Source organism: Cyclobacterium amurskyense (assembly GCF_001050135.1).
Classification (GTDB): domain Bacteria; phylum Bacteroidota; class Bacteroidia; order Cytophagales; family Cyclobacteriaceae; genus Cyclobacterium; species Cyclobacterium amurskyense.
On the sequence record NZ_CP012040.1, the window covers coordinates 964,365 to 979,427 of the forward strand.

Here is a 15,063-nt window from a genome sequence, read left to right on the forward strand (position 1 = left end):
CCGTCTTAAAATCTATTTAATACAACTAAGAAATATAGTAAGTGATAGGCAGAAAAGTATTTTACATTTGGATAATAGCCATAGATTATATTCTGCTGTTAGACGTAGGCCATTCCTTTTAAACATTTTTTAAACTAGGATTTTCTTCAGTATAATAATCACCTACACAATACCTTTTATTATTTAATTCTTTTGGTATAAAAGATGTTGTATAAATGACTTGATAAGTTTCTCTATTGAAATCCTTTAAATATTTAATAAGAATTCTTTGGAAATTATGAACTCTTTCAAATTCAATACCTTTATCCTCCATATTATCACATAAAATAAACCTTGGATAACGCATTCTTTTGATAGAAAGTGATGTAAGAAAAATTGCAAACCTCGCTGAATTTTTCAGGTAAAAACTAGAACTGGCTGAATATTTAGCATTTTTATCAGATATAAAGGCTAAATTATTTCGATAATCAATATTAAATTCTTTTGCCTCAAAAAATTCTTTTTGTCTTTTCAAATCATTATTAAGTAAATAAACACCAACTTTTTCTATTTCTTTATTAATATCTTTTTTAAGTCGTTCTTGTTCATTTTTTAATCTATTTATTTCATATTTATGAAAAGAAATATCTGATTCAAGCTCATCAAGCCTTAATTTTTTAGCTTGATAAAGTTCAGCATTTTCAAGCAGTGTTCTAAGTTGTAGTAGCTCACCTTCGATAAAGCCACGATCAGAATACAACTTATCTATTCGTTCCTCTCTGAAAGATCTTACATCTTTAATTGCTTGATTAACACTTACCTGAATCTGATGAAGTTTGATATTTTCTTTTTCATATTTTGCTTTTTCTTCAATCAGTTTTTTTTCTTTAATGTTATTTAATTTTTTTGATTCTTTTATCTGAAATGATATTTCTTGTTCAATTTTTCTTGCCTGGGTAATCCCAACACTGTTGTCAATTTTTTGTTTACACAAATTGCAATGATTAGGTGAGTCAACTGGAATTAGTTCAGAAAGACATTCAGGACAATTAACTAAGGTAAAACCACCTAAAAAATCTCTAGTAATTATCGACTTTCTTACTGCACTAAGTTTATTTTCTAATGCCTTAATAAAATAATCAGTATCCTCTATTTCAAGTTGAATTATTCTAATCCGATTAGTTAAATCTTTTATTACATCCCTTTGTTTAATTGCATTCTTACTAAGAGTTTGAAACTCTAATTGAGACTTTTTTGTATAATTTACCTTCTTATTATTTTCCTTAAATTCAATAATTAAAGAATCTAAATCGACAATTTCTTGTTCTTTATTGGATATTCTTGCGTTTATATTCCCCGGTATCAAATCAGCTAGATTAGGGATAAACTTTTTAATGACTTTTATTTCAGATTTTAACTCATCTGATTCCCTTTGATCCCTCTCTAATTTTTGTTGAAGGTCATAAAGATTTTGATTGTAGACACCCAATAAAAGATCAGAAACTGTTTCTCTGGTTAAAGATGTATCAAACTGTTCATATAAAAACAATGAATTAGTTGGAGAATCTTGATCAACATATAATAATCTAAGTATTTGATGAAAAGTAATATTATTTTCACCTTTAACAATTGGAAGGTTTAAGTTTTCAAATAAAACATTTGAAAAGCTTTTTTTATTTTCAGTTGTATCATAGTTAAATTTTTGCCACTCGGCAGAAATTAACAATGAATTCTCAAAAGAACCCCAAAAAAAGTAAATCGATTCAATTTTATTACCAATACCATTAATATTAAAACTTATTTGTCGTTTTATAGTTACGGTTGCTCCATTTAATTCAACTTCAGCAACTACTACTGAACACTTCCTAGCCTCTTTTACCCAATCATTAAATGCACCCCCTAAGGCATAAAAAATAAAATGACTTATCGTAGATTTTCCACTACTATTATTTCCTCTTATTATATTTACCCCTTTATGAAATATTTCATCATAAGCAATTTTTCCTTCGTCAGTATATATGACTAACCTATTTAAATACAAATTATTATCCATCATACCTACTTTCTAGCAAGTTAGTCTTTTCTTTTAAACCATCTTTTCCGTAAAGAGGAACTAAAAAAAAGTGTGAAGTTAAGAGTTTAAGAGTATTATCTTCTTGAACAGTCATGGTTTCGAGTTCTTCGTTAATTTTCCTAAAAACATCCTCAGAAATTTTAGTAACCTTATTTTCTTTAAGGTAATCTTTATTTATAACGCCAATTGAAGCTAAATATTTAATTGCACTCATTTGGTATGGTCTAATTTTCTCGAACATTTTTCTATCGTCGAAAATCAATTCGTAAGGATTGTCAGGTCTTAAGATATAGTTTTTAATTAGTTCTTTTATATCTTTCTCTTCTAACTTCAATTTTACATACTTTAACCTATTTGGATACAGAAAATAGTAATCCCATATCCGAAGTCTATCAATTTCTACAAATTCTCCACGGTGAAAAAAAGATAATAATTTCACAAGTCTATAAACTGAGTGATACAAGTCATATGCAGGTTGATAAACTATCATAACACCCAATTTATATGGCAGTTTCCAGTCAAATAATGATACATTCCTTCTATGTCTTCTGAAGTTAACCCCATTATATCATCACACCCTTCTTGAACCAATAAATTTGTTATTGGCTCGGTGATTTTTTCTGAAATAGCTAAAAGAATTTTACTTTCTGACTGATTATCTCTCAGCATTGGCTTAATTATGTTCCTATATTTCCCCAATATAATTGCTAATAAAAACGTAAATATCTCTTGAGCAGGTTCAAAATTTTGATATTTGAGTAACTTTTTATAAAACATTTGTTTTAGTTCAATAAAATCCTCTTCTAAATGACTTTTCTCGGCATTCTCTAACTTCTTTTCTAAGCCAATTGTATCTTTAGGATTTAAGTATCGACTTAAGCTTTCTGAGATTGTTTTTATTTCGTCAACGTTATCCGGATTTTCAAACTGAAATTTAAGGGAAGAAAATAGAGAGCTCAATTTCCCTTTTTGTCCATTATAATTATTTGTTATAGAATTATCATTTCCACCTAAAATCTTGTTACCAGAACCCTCAACTTCAATATCCTTCTGTGTATTTTTGATCATCACAATTTAATGGATTTATCGTCTCCACCAACAATTTTATTTTTATCACCTTTAATTTTTATCCCTTTTTGGATATTTGAAATAGATTTTTTTTTCCTTTTAGAATACCAAGAACCACCTATAATCGCAATGATTAATGCAATAATTGTTGATAAGATTTCGCTTAAATTACCTTCCATATTACAGATATTTTTTTGGTTACACCTAACACTTGTATATCCACGTAATAATTGTGACGTTGCGAATATAGGACATGTATTTTTCGCTATGTCATTTTTATTCCGTTAAATTAACACTTTAGGACAAAGAATCCATTGTACACAGCTACATTTTAATGCAAAATTTTGAGTTTTAATCATAATTCACTGGAATTAAGTGAGTTTACACTTCAAATCTATACATCCTTAGGCCAATCCTTTATTTCCCCCATAATTCATAAACAGTACCCCAAGTAACAACCCCAAAAATTCCACCACAAAAAAAGCCACCAAGACTAATGCTTGGCGGCTTTCATTCCGTGATAATTGAGTACAGACAATAAGTGTCTATAGGCTCGGTTTTAATTGGCTACATCCCACCACACATGGGTGATGTAATTATCGGCTCCTTGTCTGCTTACTGCTGCATTGTAATTTTCTACGTTGAGTACAGGCTCATTGTCTGGGTTCCTTAACCTGTCAGGGAACAATCCTCCGCTTTTACTGTCGGGGTAGTGGATAGGCGTCAAGACTGGGTAGCCGGATCTTCTGATATTGGAAAAGGCTTCATAGCCATTCAGGAAGGTAGCGACCTTAATCGCTAAATAATAAAATCAAGTAAACAAACAGCCTATACTGTTTTACTATGAGGTTAGGCAAATTCATTTGCATCAATAAGGCCAATCATTGGTAGGTTTCTCAAAGTTGTATTATAATTGGTCCTACTCCCGCAATTGACAATAATGTTCCCATCCATAATCGGCTTATAAAAAGTGTCCAATTATTTCTCTTGTTCTATTTTTTCCAGCAATAATTGCTTGACGAATTCCCATTCTTCTTTGAACGCGGTTAACTGTATTTTTAGCCTCTCAAGAGAATCCTCTTCGGTCTCATCTCCTATTTGGGCAGCGATATCAGCCAAAAGATTGCAGCGAATGGCCATCATGGATCCCTTTATTGAATGCGCAATTTGGCTAATGGTGTTGCTATCCTTTTTCTCATACGCCTGATTGAGTTGGTTTATTTTATCCGGCATGTCAGCCAATAACATTGAGATTAAATGTTGCGCACTCTTGATATCCCCACCAAGACTATTTAAAAGTTCGCTATAGCCGAAATGAACTTCATTTGTAGCAATTGCCTCATTTTTGTCCGCATCAGCTTCCTTATCTTGGCGAAAGAATTTCTTCAACACCGATTCAATTTTCTGAACCTCTAGAGGCTTTGTCAGGAATTCATCCATTCCTGCCACCAAACACTTCTCTTTTTCCTCCTTTAATGCTCCCGCTGTAAGTGCAATAATAGGAATATGGGTGCCGGTACTATTTTCTATGGCTCTAATTTGCTTAGTGGCTCCAATACCATCAAGTTCAGGCATCTGTATGTCCATAAACACTATATCAGGATTAAGCTTCTTGTATTGCTCTACAGCTACTAATCCATCCTCTGCTTCGTAAATTTCACTATTGGGCATTAATTGTTGCAACAAAGTCTTGCTTAGCACCATGTTCAAAGAATTATCTTCAGCAATGAGGATTTTTATCTTTTCATGTGGCTCTATTGCACCGTTTCTTTCTTCCGTTTCTTTTTGTGGGCTATCTTTTAAGTCTGGATTTAAGTTGGAGAGATAAATGAATAGATCATTGCTTTTGACAGGTTTGGTTAAGCGAAAACGAACCCCAATTTCCATACATTTTTGGTGAAGTGCTTCATCCTGAGCGGAGGAGGAAAGCAGAATTACCGGCTGTTTTTCAAGGTCTAAATTCAACTTTTCCTTCATGAGGCGAATGGTTTCCAGGCCATTGATATAGGGCATATGATAATCGCAAATGATAACATCATAAGGCAATGCGGTTTCCAGTATTTGTAGTGCCTGAAATCCATTTTCGCAGCTGTCTGATTCAATCTGCCACTGATTAAGCATTTGTTGCAAAATTACCCTGTTATTGGCATTGTCATCAATAATCAAACAGCGTTTTACACCTGCAATCTGTGTGTTGTCTGTTTTTTCTCCTTCTTCAAAATGAGTGGTAATCTCAAAAAAGAAAGTGGTCCCAACGTCAGGTTCACTATCAATATTGATTTTGCTTCCCATTTTTTCTGCAATCATTTGCGAAATGACAAGCCCTAATCCGGTACCTCCAAATTTACGGGTAGTGGAACTGTCTGCTTGAGAAAATGATTTGAAAAGCTTGGCTTTTTGTTCTTTGTTAATGCCGATACCGGTATCTTTTACAGCAATTTTAAAGGTACCTTGATTGCCCTGGAGCGGTAAAAAATCTACCTTAACGATCACTTCTCCTTTTTGGGTGAACTTCACGGCATTGCTTAAAAGATTTGCCAAAATCTGCTGGGTACGAATAGGATCTATATGGGCATAACGAGGCATATTAGGATCTATACTCATTAACAATTCAAGTGCTTTTTCTGCTGCCGAGAATTTGACGATATCGATGCAGTTTTCGAGAAGTGCTATCATATCGGTTTTCACCTCCTCCAGCTCCAACATGCCTGCTTCTATCTTAGAAAAATCAAGAATATCGTTGATAATACCAAGTAAGGTGTGACCTGACACATTGGCGCTATTCACATATTGCTGCTGAACAGGGCTAAGTGGCGTCTTGGTAAGTAAGTCGGTAAAGCCAATTACTCCATTTAGTGGGGTACGGATTTCGTGGCTCATATTAGCCAAAAACTCAGATTTTGCTTTACTGGCTGTTTCTGCTTGTTCCTTAGCAATCTTCTGCGCTTCTTCCGTATTTTTCTGACGTGTAATATCAACATTGGTCCCTATCCAGCGATAAGGTTTGCCCTTTTCATCTCGGAGCAATTTACCACGCGTCATTATCCAACGCCAACTGCCATCTTTGTGGAGACAACGGTGTACTATTTCATATTTTTGGGTGATCCCATTCAGATGGTCGGCTACCGCTTTTTCAATTGAATCGGCATCATCAGGATGCCATAGTCTTTGCCATCCCCCAAAGGAATTTTCTATCTCGGAGTCTTCATACCCAAGCATGGCTTTCCATTGTTTGGAGAAAACCACTTTGTTGTTCACCATGTCCCAATCCCAGATACCTGCTTCCGTACCATCTATGGCCACTGCAAAACGCAGTTCACTTTCCTTCTTCTCTTCATCTACTTTTTTGCGTTCGGTAATGTTTTTATGTGTACCTACAACCCGTGTCGCTTCTCCACTTTCGTTTCTTTCAACTACTTTTGCTCTGTTCAATATCCACAGATACTCCCCTTCCTTATTCCTAAACCTGTATTCATGGCTAAAGGTGTCGCCATTTTCTGGTGTTTGAGTAACTTTATTGATTTCTGCAAATACCCATTCAATATCATCAGGGTGCAATCTGTCCGACCATTCGCTTGCTAGGGATGCAAGCTCGCCTACTTTATACCCCAACATTTCCACCCACGCCTTAGAAAAGACAGTAACTCCATCCATAGGGGTCCAATCCCAGATCCCATCACCCGAAGCATCCATCGCATAATTCAATCGCTTTGTGAGTGCTTCTTTTTCCAATTCAATGTTCTTTCTTTCCGTAATATCCTGCGCTACTCCCCTTAATCCTATAATTTCCTTGCTTTCACTGCGTATGGCTTCCCCCCGAACCCACATCCACCCCTGGCTTCCATCTATTTTAATGGTACTTAGTTCTAATTCATATGGAACCCCCTGATCTTTGGTTAAGGCCAAGTAAGAAGTAAGTTGCTCCCAGCTTTCAGCAGAAAATAACTTCATGTGTTCATTATAAGGAGGAGGGGGTAGCGAAGGATCAAAGCCATAAATTTCATAAAGCTCCTCTGACCAAACTACCTCATTGGTTTTTAGATCCACTTCCCAACTACCTAGCTTAGAAAAATGTTGGGTGTTGCGAAGTAGAGCAGTACTATTTTGAAACTTTAATTCGCTGTTTTTTATTTCTGTAATGTTTTGGTGAGCCCCCAGCATTCTTACTGGTTTGCCATGCTCATCTCTAATCGCTAAGCCACGGCACCTAATCCACACCGTGGAACCATTTTTATGCGTGTATCGCACGGTTTGATCGTAAGGAATATTTGGGTTTTCGAGATGTTTGGTAATCTTTTCTATAGCAACTTTTAAATCTTCAGGGTGAATAATATCTTTCCAAGCCGAAGTTTTGTGTGGCATTTCACTAGGATTGTACCCTAAAACTTCCCAAAATTTAGCATTCATCCATTCTTCTTCGGGATTTTCCAAATCCCAATACCACATGCCATCCAGACAAGATTCCTGAATGAAATCAAAAATTCGCTCATCTGATTTTATGAGTTCGTAAAGTTCTTGTTTGAGGTAATTTGTTTCCATCAATTAGCTGTTTTCACTGTTTAAAAAATACGAATAGCATTTTTTATAGCTATTTTTTAGGAAGGAAGTTGCGTGTATTAAGATTAATCACCCTCGTTCCTACAACTTGCTTTTTTTGGCAAATTAGGTATTTAAGATAAAAATTGCATTGGAACCACTAATATATCAATGATAACCGTGAAAAATGTGAAAATGTTTGTAAAAATAGGTCGTTATTTCTCAAACCAGCACAACCTTGTGTTTATTCATTATTGGTTTAAAGTTTCATAAGCAGTGGGTAGGAAAGTCTACCTAGGACTCTTCATAAAAAAAGCCACCAAGATTTACTCTTGGCGGCCTTCACTTGGTGATAATTGAGTAGGGACAATAAGTCCTTATTGTCTTGGTTTTAATTGGCTACATCCCACCATACTTTGGTTATATAATTGTCGGCTCCTTGTCTGCTTACTGCAGCATTGTAGTTCTCTGCATTCAGTACAGGCTCATTGTCTGGATACCTTAACCTACCAGGGAAAAGCCCTCCTGTTTCATTGTCAGGATAGTTGATAGGCGTCAATACCGGGTAGCCGGATCTTCTGACGTTGGAAAAGGCTTCATAGCCATTCAAGAAAGTAGCTGCCCAATACTGCGTATTGATTTGCTCTAATGCGGCAACGGTATTTGCAGCTCCTACAAATGGATGCGCTTGAAGGTATTCAGCGATTTCCTGATCCGTGATAACTGCTGAGGCATCATATTGATTCAGCATTTTCATGGCTCCGGTCACACCACTTTCATAATAGCTGGCAGCATCTCCGCTGATCCAGCCACGAACAGCAGCTTCTGCCATCATGTATTGCACTTCCGCATAGGTGATAAACATCCTGGGCCCATCTAGCTTGGCATATACGGACCTGTTTACACCGGAATATTGGTGTTCCTGACCAGGGCTATTTGGATTGTAGCTAGGATCAGCTTCCAGGGTTTGCCTGTCCAATCCATTAGGCAAGCCTTTTTGGACGGATGGATCGGTATTTTTTGTACTCACATCCGTAGGATCTGTGTAAACCGCCACGGTATATTTCAGCCTTGGATCATTGTGGTCACTTAGATAGTTAAAGAAAGTCGCGGCTATTTTACCCGGGCTTCTTGTACCCACACTTATCGTCCAGCTCATGCCATTGGCAAGGGCCGCCGAGGTGCCAGTAGCATCTGTGCCACTGATTAATAGATTGTCCTCATTGTCGGTAAATACTCCACCCGCTACCGCTTTTTTAACCCAGGCTTCAGAGGTAGATGGCTCTACTTTTGAAAGACGCATTCCCAATCTTAGCATCATGGAATTGCCTAATTTTTTCCACTTGGCAATGTCTCCATCATAGGCAATATCGGCTGCTGCGAAATTCTCCTTGGAAGCATCCAACTTACTCACCGCATCTTCAAGTTCACTTAACATATCCAAATAGATCTCCTTTTGAGCATCGTATTTGGGCTTGAAGATTTGCTCATAATATCCCCTACTCGACTCAAAATAAGGAATGTCTCCATACATATCCGTCAATCTATGGTAGATGATGGTTCTCCAGATCCTAGCCATTTGGTGAAGGTTGTTGAAATCCGGATCTTCCTCCGTTTGTACGAGTATGTCTTCGATTAGCTTGGCTGGACGAGATTCCGAAGCACTACCGTAAGTAGCATTCCAAAGTTGTTCGTTGTTTCCTTTATGGTAAACGTACTTGTCTCCGTGGTAGTCAAAAATCCCCACATTACTCAAAGAAGCCATTTGCTGTACAAAGCAGGTTCCATAATACAAACTTGTGTTATGGTCTCCATGTGCTGAGCGCAGTTGTGCGGTGGTCAGCAAAAAGGAGGGATTGAATTGTTCGGCAGTTACTGCATTTGGATCCTTATTGAGCTCCTCAAAGCCTTGGTCGCAAGACGCCAGGATCAAGAGACAAAATAATAGTGCGCTATTTAACAGATTATTTTTCATGATAATTCGGTCTATTATTGACATTAAGATTAGAATTTAAGGTTTACATTCACCCCTAAACTCCTTGTAGGAGGCAAGGCACTGGATTCTACACCTTGACTGTTTCCCGGATACAAATTGTTTTCAGGATCAATTCCGGGAGAATGGCTCATTAGTATAAGCAGGTTTCTTCCTACCAATGAAACGCTGCCACCTTTAACGAATCCTAACTTGTTGTAGAAAGATGCCGGTAAGCTATAGGTCAAGGAAACGTTCCTTAATTTGATAAAGCTTGCATCATATAAATAATCATCTAGCGCATCTCTTCTCCTTACAATAATGGCCCTGTTGTTTACCCTGTCAGCAGAAACCAATACGTCATTGACTTCACCGTTTTCATTGACTCCTGGCAAAACAGCTCCATTTTCTCTTCCTAGTAGAGAGCCATAAGACATGCCCCTGTGTTCCAGGTCATAATTGGTTTGGGAATAAATGCTTCCGCCAAACTTACCGTCCACCAAGATGTTTAGATTGAAGGATTTGTACCTGAAGTTGTTTACCAATCCTCCCGTCCATCTGTGTACACCTGTACCAAAAGGAACCACATTGGCAGGAACTATAGGAAGTCCTGTTGCATCTATAATGTCTCTGCCTTGCTCATCTTTAAGGATAGTCCGGCCTACGATCTGTGAATATTCCATGCCTTCTATGTGTTTGATAAAGGCTTTGGTAGTGGTTGCCAAGATCAACTCATTAGAAGTATCTGAGATTTTCAATACTTTACTTTTGTTGTAGGCAAGGTTACCCGTGATGTCCCACTCAAAATCATTGCCCACTACAGGCTTACCAGTAAGCAAAAACTCAACGCCTCTGTTTCTGATACTTCCTACGTTTACCGATACCCCGGAATAACCACTTGTAGTAGAAATACTTTCCACAGCGATATCATTGGTGGTCAGTTTATTGTAGACAGCGAAGTCCAATCCCAATCTATTGTCCAATACCCTAAGGTCTAAACCAGCTTCGAATTCATCCACATTAAGGGGTTGAAGCAAGTTATTGGGCACGGTTTCCTGATTGATGGTACCTAGAGGTCGTCCATTGTAGTTGTAATCCAACAAGCCATAAGTCAGGTTCAATCCGTAAGGATCTGTATCTCCACCCACTGAAGCATAGGCTACACGGAATTTACTGAAGCTAATTGCTCTTGGCAGGTCAATGGCATCAGAAAGCACAAAGCTCACCCCTGCAGAAGGATAGAAGAAGTTGTTTGAATTAGGATTAAGGGTTGAAAACCAATCATTCCTTCCTGTTAAGTTGAAATACAGGTAATTTCTAAAGCTCAATTCCATGGTTCCGAAAACCGAGTTGATTTTCTTGTCATAGTTTTGGGTAGAGGTATTTCTTATGGAGGTATTGTTGACTACGTTCAATTGAGGAATAACAAATCCCAAACCTGAAATATTCGTAGTGTACCTGTGTTGAGACATTAGGTTACCTCCCAGGTTTACGGCAAGGTCGAAATCTTCATTCAAGTCCTTATTAATCCCAATCAGGCCTTCAAAATTTCTCTCCCAGAAGTTCATTACCCTTTGGTCAATTTGTCCATTTACACGGAAACCCGTTCCATCAGGTATGATATTGTCACCTTTGAAAGTATAATAATCCTGACCCGCTCTACCTTGTACAAACAACCAAGGAAGAATGTCCCATCTTGTGGTTACTCCGGTGATAAACCTGTCCTTTTTGGTTTTGTTGCTCATTCTGTTGATAACGAAGTAAGGATTAGTGGCATTAAGGTCAGTTCCCAATACTTTCTCGCTCATGTCATCATTGTACCCCGGTGCCAAGGCACTAGTGGGCATATTACTGTTTACAAAGAGAATGGTACCGCCGGCACTTCCCTGTGTACCTCTATTGACATACCTGTTGTTTACATTTTCTGTAATGTAATCTACATTGGCAGAAATGGTAAGGTTCTTGGCTGCCTTTTGGGTAAGTCCCAAGCTTATATTGTTCCTCTCCATGCCTGAGTGAGGAATGATTCCGCTGTTTCTCAAATTGGTAAAACCAAGTCTGAAAGAACCATTGTCGCCTCCACCTGAGAAAGAGATATTGTTACTAGAGGTGCTACCGGTTCTATAGAAATCATCCAAAACCTGGTCTTTCACATAAGAATAAGGACGCTCTACCCCATCCAATTGAATAACCTGAGATCCATCAAAAGGTGCTCCCCAGTGATTTTGTCCGTGGTTGGCTGCATCCTGTTGACTGGCAGGTTTCACCCCACCATATCCCTGACCATATTGGTCTTGAATTTCCCATAAATAGTAAGGGACATCAAAGGTATTGTGGCTTGTTACTTCCACACCAAGACCTTTTTTGCCGGCACCGGATTTGGTAGTGATCACAATGGCACCATTTTTTGCTCTTGAACCATAAAGTGCTGCTGCTGTAGCTCCTTTTAACACGGTGATTTCTGCGATATCATCAGGGTTAATACTAGAGATATTATCTCCCCAATCAGGATTGGCTCCGGACGGGCTACCAAATTGGGTATTGTCCATTGGCAAGCCATTGATCACATACAAAGGTTGGTTGTCACCAGAAATAGAGGTATTTCCTCTAATGGTAACTCTTGATGAATTACCGGGACCGGAACCTACACCCGTCACATTTACACCTGCCACTTTACCTACCAAAGAATTGGCAAAGTTGGTTTCCCTAGCCTTAGAGAAATTTTCTCCGTCGATTTTGGTTACCGAGTAGCCTAGTGCTTTCACTTCTTTTCTGATCCCTAGCGCCGTTACGACTACTTCATCAAGGGCTTTGGAATCTTCCTGAAGGGTTACAGAAAGCATAGAATTGTTTCCTACAGTTACTTCCTGTGTCACATAGCCTATATAGGAAAAAACCAACACATCATTACTGTCAACCCCATCAAGCGTAAATCCACCATCCAGGTCCGTTACGGTTCCGCGGCTTTTGCCTTTAATCAAAATAGTAACTCCCACCAATGGTTCGCCATTAGCGCTAACCACCTTACCATTAATATTGGCGATCAATTTAGAGGGAGAAGGGATTGCCCGAGATGTCAATACGGCTTGCTTGCTGAAAGCCTTTTCTTCCTCCCTGATTAATTTGTCCAGGTGCTTGGACATGCTTCTGAGGGACTTTAAGCCTTCCTCGTCATTCTTATAGATAATTAAAAACTGTTCATTAATAAGCTTAAAAGTAAGAGAAGTGCGCTTAAGCACCTTACCAACGGCATCTTCTACATTTTCTGCATTGTTGTCATAATTCACTTTGATGCCACTAACCAGGGCTTTGTCGAAGGTGAAATAAACATCAAAATCCCGACTGATTTTATCAATCGCCTCAATAAGGTACATCTCCTCAATGTTTTTGAGGTCATTGGCATTTACGTCCATCACAGACAATAAACTCATGGCCCAGAGGCTAAACAGGCCAAGTCTCCATTTTAATTGTTTCATATTCTATTTCAGTTATTCAGGGTAAATTGTTTGTTATATTATAAGCGTTTAATCTCAACTAAATCATTGTTTTCAATAAACTCTATATCCAGAGACAAAGCCAAAACCTGCTTTACAGTGTCCCAATCGGCAAAAGGAACACCCAGGTATAGGTCAATATCCAATAAGGCTTCATTTTCACAGACAAAGGTTTTCCCATAAATGTCCGTAAGCTTAACAAGCACGTCGGCCAGCTTCATGTCCTTAAAATTGAGAATGCCATTTTTCCAGGAAGCTGAATTGATCAATGAAGTATTGGATTCTTTGTCAATTTTATTGGTTTCAGGATCCACCTGAACCTTATCGCCCGGGATCATTTTAATAATGTCAATTTCAGGGTCTTCCATATGAACATTAAGGCGCCCTTCATCCAAATAGATCTCTACCTTTTCGCTTCTATTGTCCACATTAAAGGAAGTGCCTATCACCTCTAGTGACACTTTCCCTGTCTCTACCACAAAAGGAATTTTCCCGGGAAGCGATTGTATGTCAAAAAACGCCTCACCTGTCAACACAATTTGCCGTTTTCCTTTTTCCTCCCAGGCATTGTCCCAGGTGATGGTGGAATTGGCATTCAGCTTGACTTCACTTCCATCAGGAAGCAATAATTCCCTAACCTCTCCAAAGTCAGTACTGTACGATTCAATTCCCGATGGCCTTTGCTGAAGCAATAGAAACCATGAAGCAAAGCCCAATACCATTAATACAGAAGCGGCTATTCCCCAAATAAACTTAGGGCTATAAGAAGCTTTGGCCGCTATAGGTTTTACGGGGACTTTACTTTCATTTTGACTGTCCTTTTCCCATAAATTTTCCAATTCATTATCTAAGTCTGCCATAGCGCTTTCACTATCAAGAAGGCTTAAAAATTTATCGTATTCCTCTCTTGAAAGGGTACCATCAACATATTTTTTAAATAACTCTTGGAATTTATTTTTCACAGGTAAGTCTTTTTAATAACAACATAGGTATACTATGCAACCTCTTTTCAGCATTGTCAAGGGGTAGTTAGGTTTCAAAATGGACATTCCATTTTGCGCTTTTACGTACGTTCAAATATGATCTTAGGCATCTCCTTCTCTCAAATAGCCTTAGTCAATTTATTCTCCAATCGATAAGAAGACCTCACATTGGTAAAAACAGACCAGTGAGAAAATAAAAAAAAATTAAATAAGTATAAAATTGGGCTTTTAGAGCAACTGAAGGCAGATTATTGGGTGTAATAAACTTTAAAAATCATATCTGTTTTTGTTTATGCATTTTTTTGATAAATTAGCTGATCATATTTCCTCTCTCCTAATAAATAGTTCTTATTCAGTCTATAGACCACGATTTATTATTAAATATAAACAATGGAAAATAGGATGAAAATCTTAAGGAATAAGGTTTATTCCTTTACCCTAAAACTTGTCAAAGACCCATCCTGTGCAGAAGACATTACTCAGGACATTATGCTCAAGGCTTGGGAGCACAAGGATAAAATTTTGGGTATGGACAATCCGGATTTTTATGTCTTTAAAATGGCGAAAAATGCCGTGATGGACTATTTTAAAAAACTTGCCAAAGAGAAATCTTTACAAGAGGCCGTGTGGGTTCGTATGGAAAAATCTGAAAACAAAACAGAAAACTACCTGTCTGAACGTGAAGCAAATCACCGGCTTGACCTTATCCTAAAAGAGCTTCCCCCAAGACAGCAAGAGGTATTTAAACTGCACCATTCAGAGGAACTGTCTCTATTGGAAATAGCGCAAGAATTAAACATTGCGCCAAACACGGCAAAAAACCATCTTTTCAGGGCATTAAAAGTAATCCGTTCACAAATGAAACCGGAATTATTGACCATAATTATAGGTTCTATTGGCCAATTGATTTTTTAGGGAAGAATTTATCCTCGCTTTTAATCGCCATTAAAGGAATTG

General features: G+C 37.7%; 10 protein-coding genes. 1 reads left to right on the forward strand and 9 read right to left on the reverse strand.

The genetic code is table 11. From position 1 onward, the window contains the following. Positions 1-118 precede the first annotated feature (118 nt). From CA2015_RS03820 to CA2015_RS03855, 9 genes are all read right to left on the reverse strand, one after another. On the reverse strand, positions 119-2,035 hold the full coding sequence (locus CA2015_RS03820) for an AAA family ATPase (RefSeq protein ID WP_048640696.1): 1,917 nt from the start codon (positions 2,033-2,035) through the stop codon (positions 119-121). Then, positions 2,025-2,543 carry an ABC-three component system middle component 5 gene (locus tag CA2015_RS03825; protein WP_048640697.1) on the reverse strand — a complete coding sequence of 173 codons (519 nt, stop codon included), beginning with the start codon at positions 2,541-2,543 and terminating at the stop codon, positions 2,025-2,027. The genes CA2015_RS03820 and CA2015_RS03825 overlap by 11 nt, the downstream gene beginning before the upstream one ends. Then, entirely contained in the window at positions 2,540-3,121 is a 582-nt protein-coding gene (locus CA2015_RS03830; RefSeq protein WP_048640698.1) for an ABC-three component system protein, read from the reverse strand. Before CA2015_RS03830 ends, CA2015_RS03825 begins: the two co-directional genes overlap by 4 nt. Continuing rightward, positions 3,121-3,300: a hypothetical protein gene (locus tag CA2015_RS03835; protein WP_048640699.1), complete on the reverse strand. Its 180-nt coding sequence runs from the start codon at positions 3,298-3,300 to the stop codon at positions 3,121-3,123. The genes CA2015_RS03830 and CA2015_RS03835 overlap by 1 nt, the downstream gene beginning before the upstream one ends. A 380-nt stretch (positions 3,301-3,680) precedes the next feature. After that, positions 3,681-3,917, reverse strand: coding sequence for a SusD/RagB family nutrient-binding outer membrane lipoprotein (locus tag CA2015_RS24785; RefSeq protein ID WP_157470300.1), 237 nt, complete (start codon positions 3,915-3,917; stop codon positions 3,681-3,683). 182 nt (positions 3,918-4,099) lie between these two features. After that, positions 4,100-7,660, reverse strand: coding sequence for a PAS domain-containing hybrid sensor histidine kinase/response regulator (locus CA2015_RS03840; RefSeq protein ID WP_048640700.1), 3,561 nt, complete (start codon positions 7,658-7,660; stop codon positions 4,100-4,102). A gap of 388 nt (positions 7,661-8,048) precedes the next feature. Next, the gene (locus CA2015_RS03845; protein WP_169786460.1) at positions 8,049-9,632 is read right to left on the reverse strand and encodes a SusD/RagB family nutrient-binding outer membrane lipoprotein; all 1,584 of its coding nucleotides are present in this window, start codon (positions 9,630-9,632) and stop codon (positions 8,049-8,051) included. Between the two features lie 29 nt (positions 9,633-9,661). Continuing rightward, a complete protein-coding gene (locus tag CA2015_RS03850) occupies positions 9,662-13,105 on the reverse strand; it encodes a SusC/RagA family TonB-linked outer membrane protein (RefSeq protein WP_048640702.1) in 3,444 nt (1,147 codons plus the stop codon). A gap of 38 nt (positions 13,106-13,143) precedes the next feature. Beyond that, positions 13,144-14,085 (reverse strand): FecR family protein, encoded by a 942-nt coding sequence (locus CA2015_RS03855; protein WP_048640703.1) that lies wholly within the window; start codon positions 14,083-14,085, stop codon positions 13,144-13,146. A gap of 411 nt (positions 14,086-14,496) precedes the next feature. On the opposite strand from CA2015_RS03855, the gene CA2015_RS03860 reads away from it, so the two are divergent. After that, positions 14,497-15,021, forward strand: a complete 525-nt coding sequence (locus tag CA2015_RS03860) for an RNA polymerase sigma factor (RefSeq protein ID WP_048640704.1) — start codon at positions 14,497-14,499, stop codon at positions 15,019-15,021. Positions 15,022-15,063: the final 42 nt, after the last annotated feature.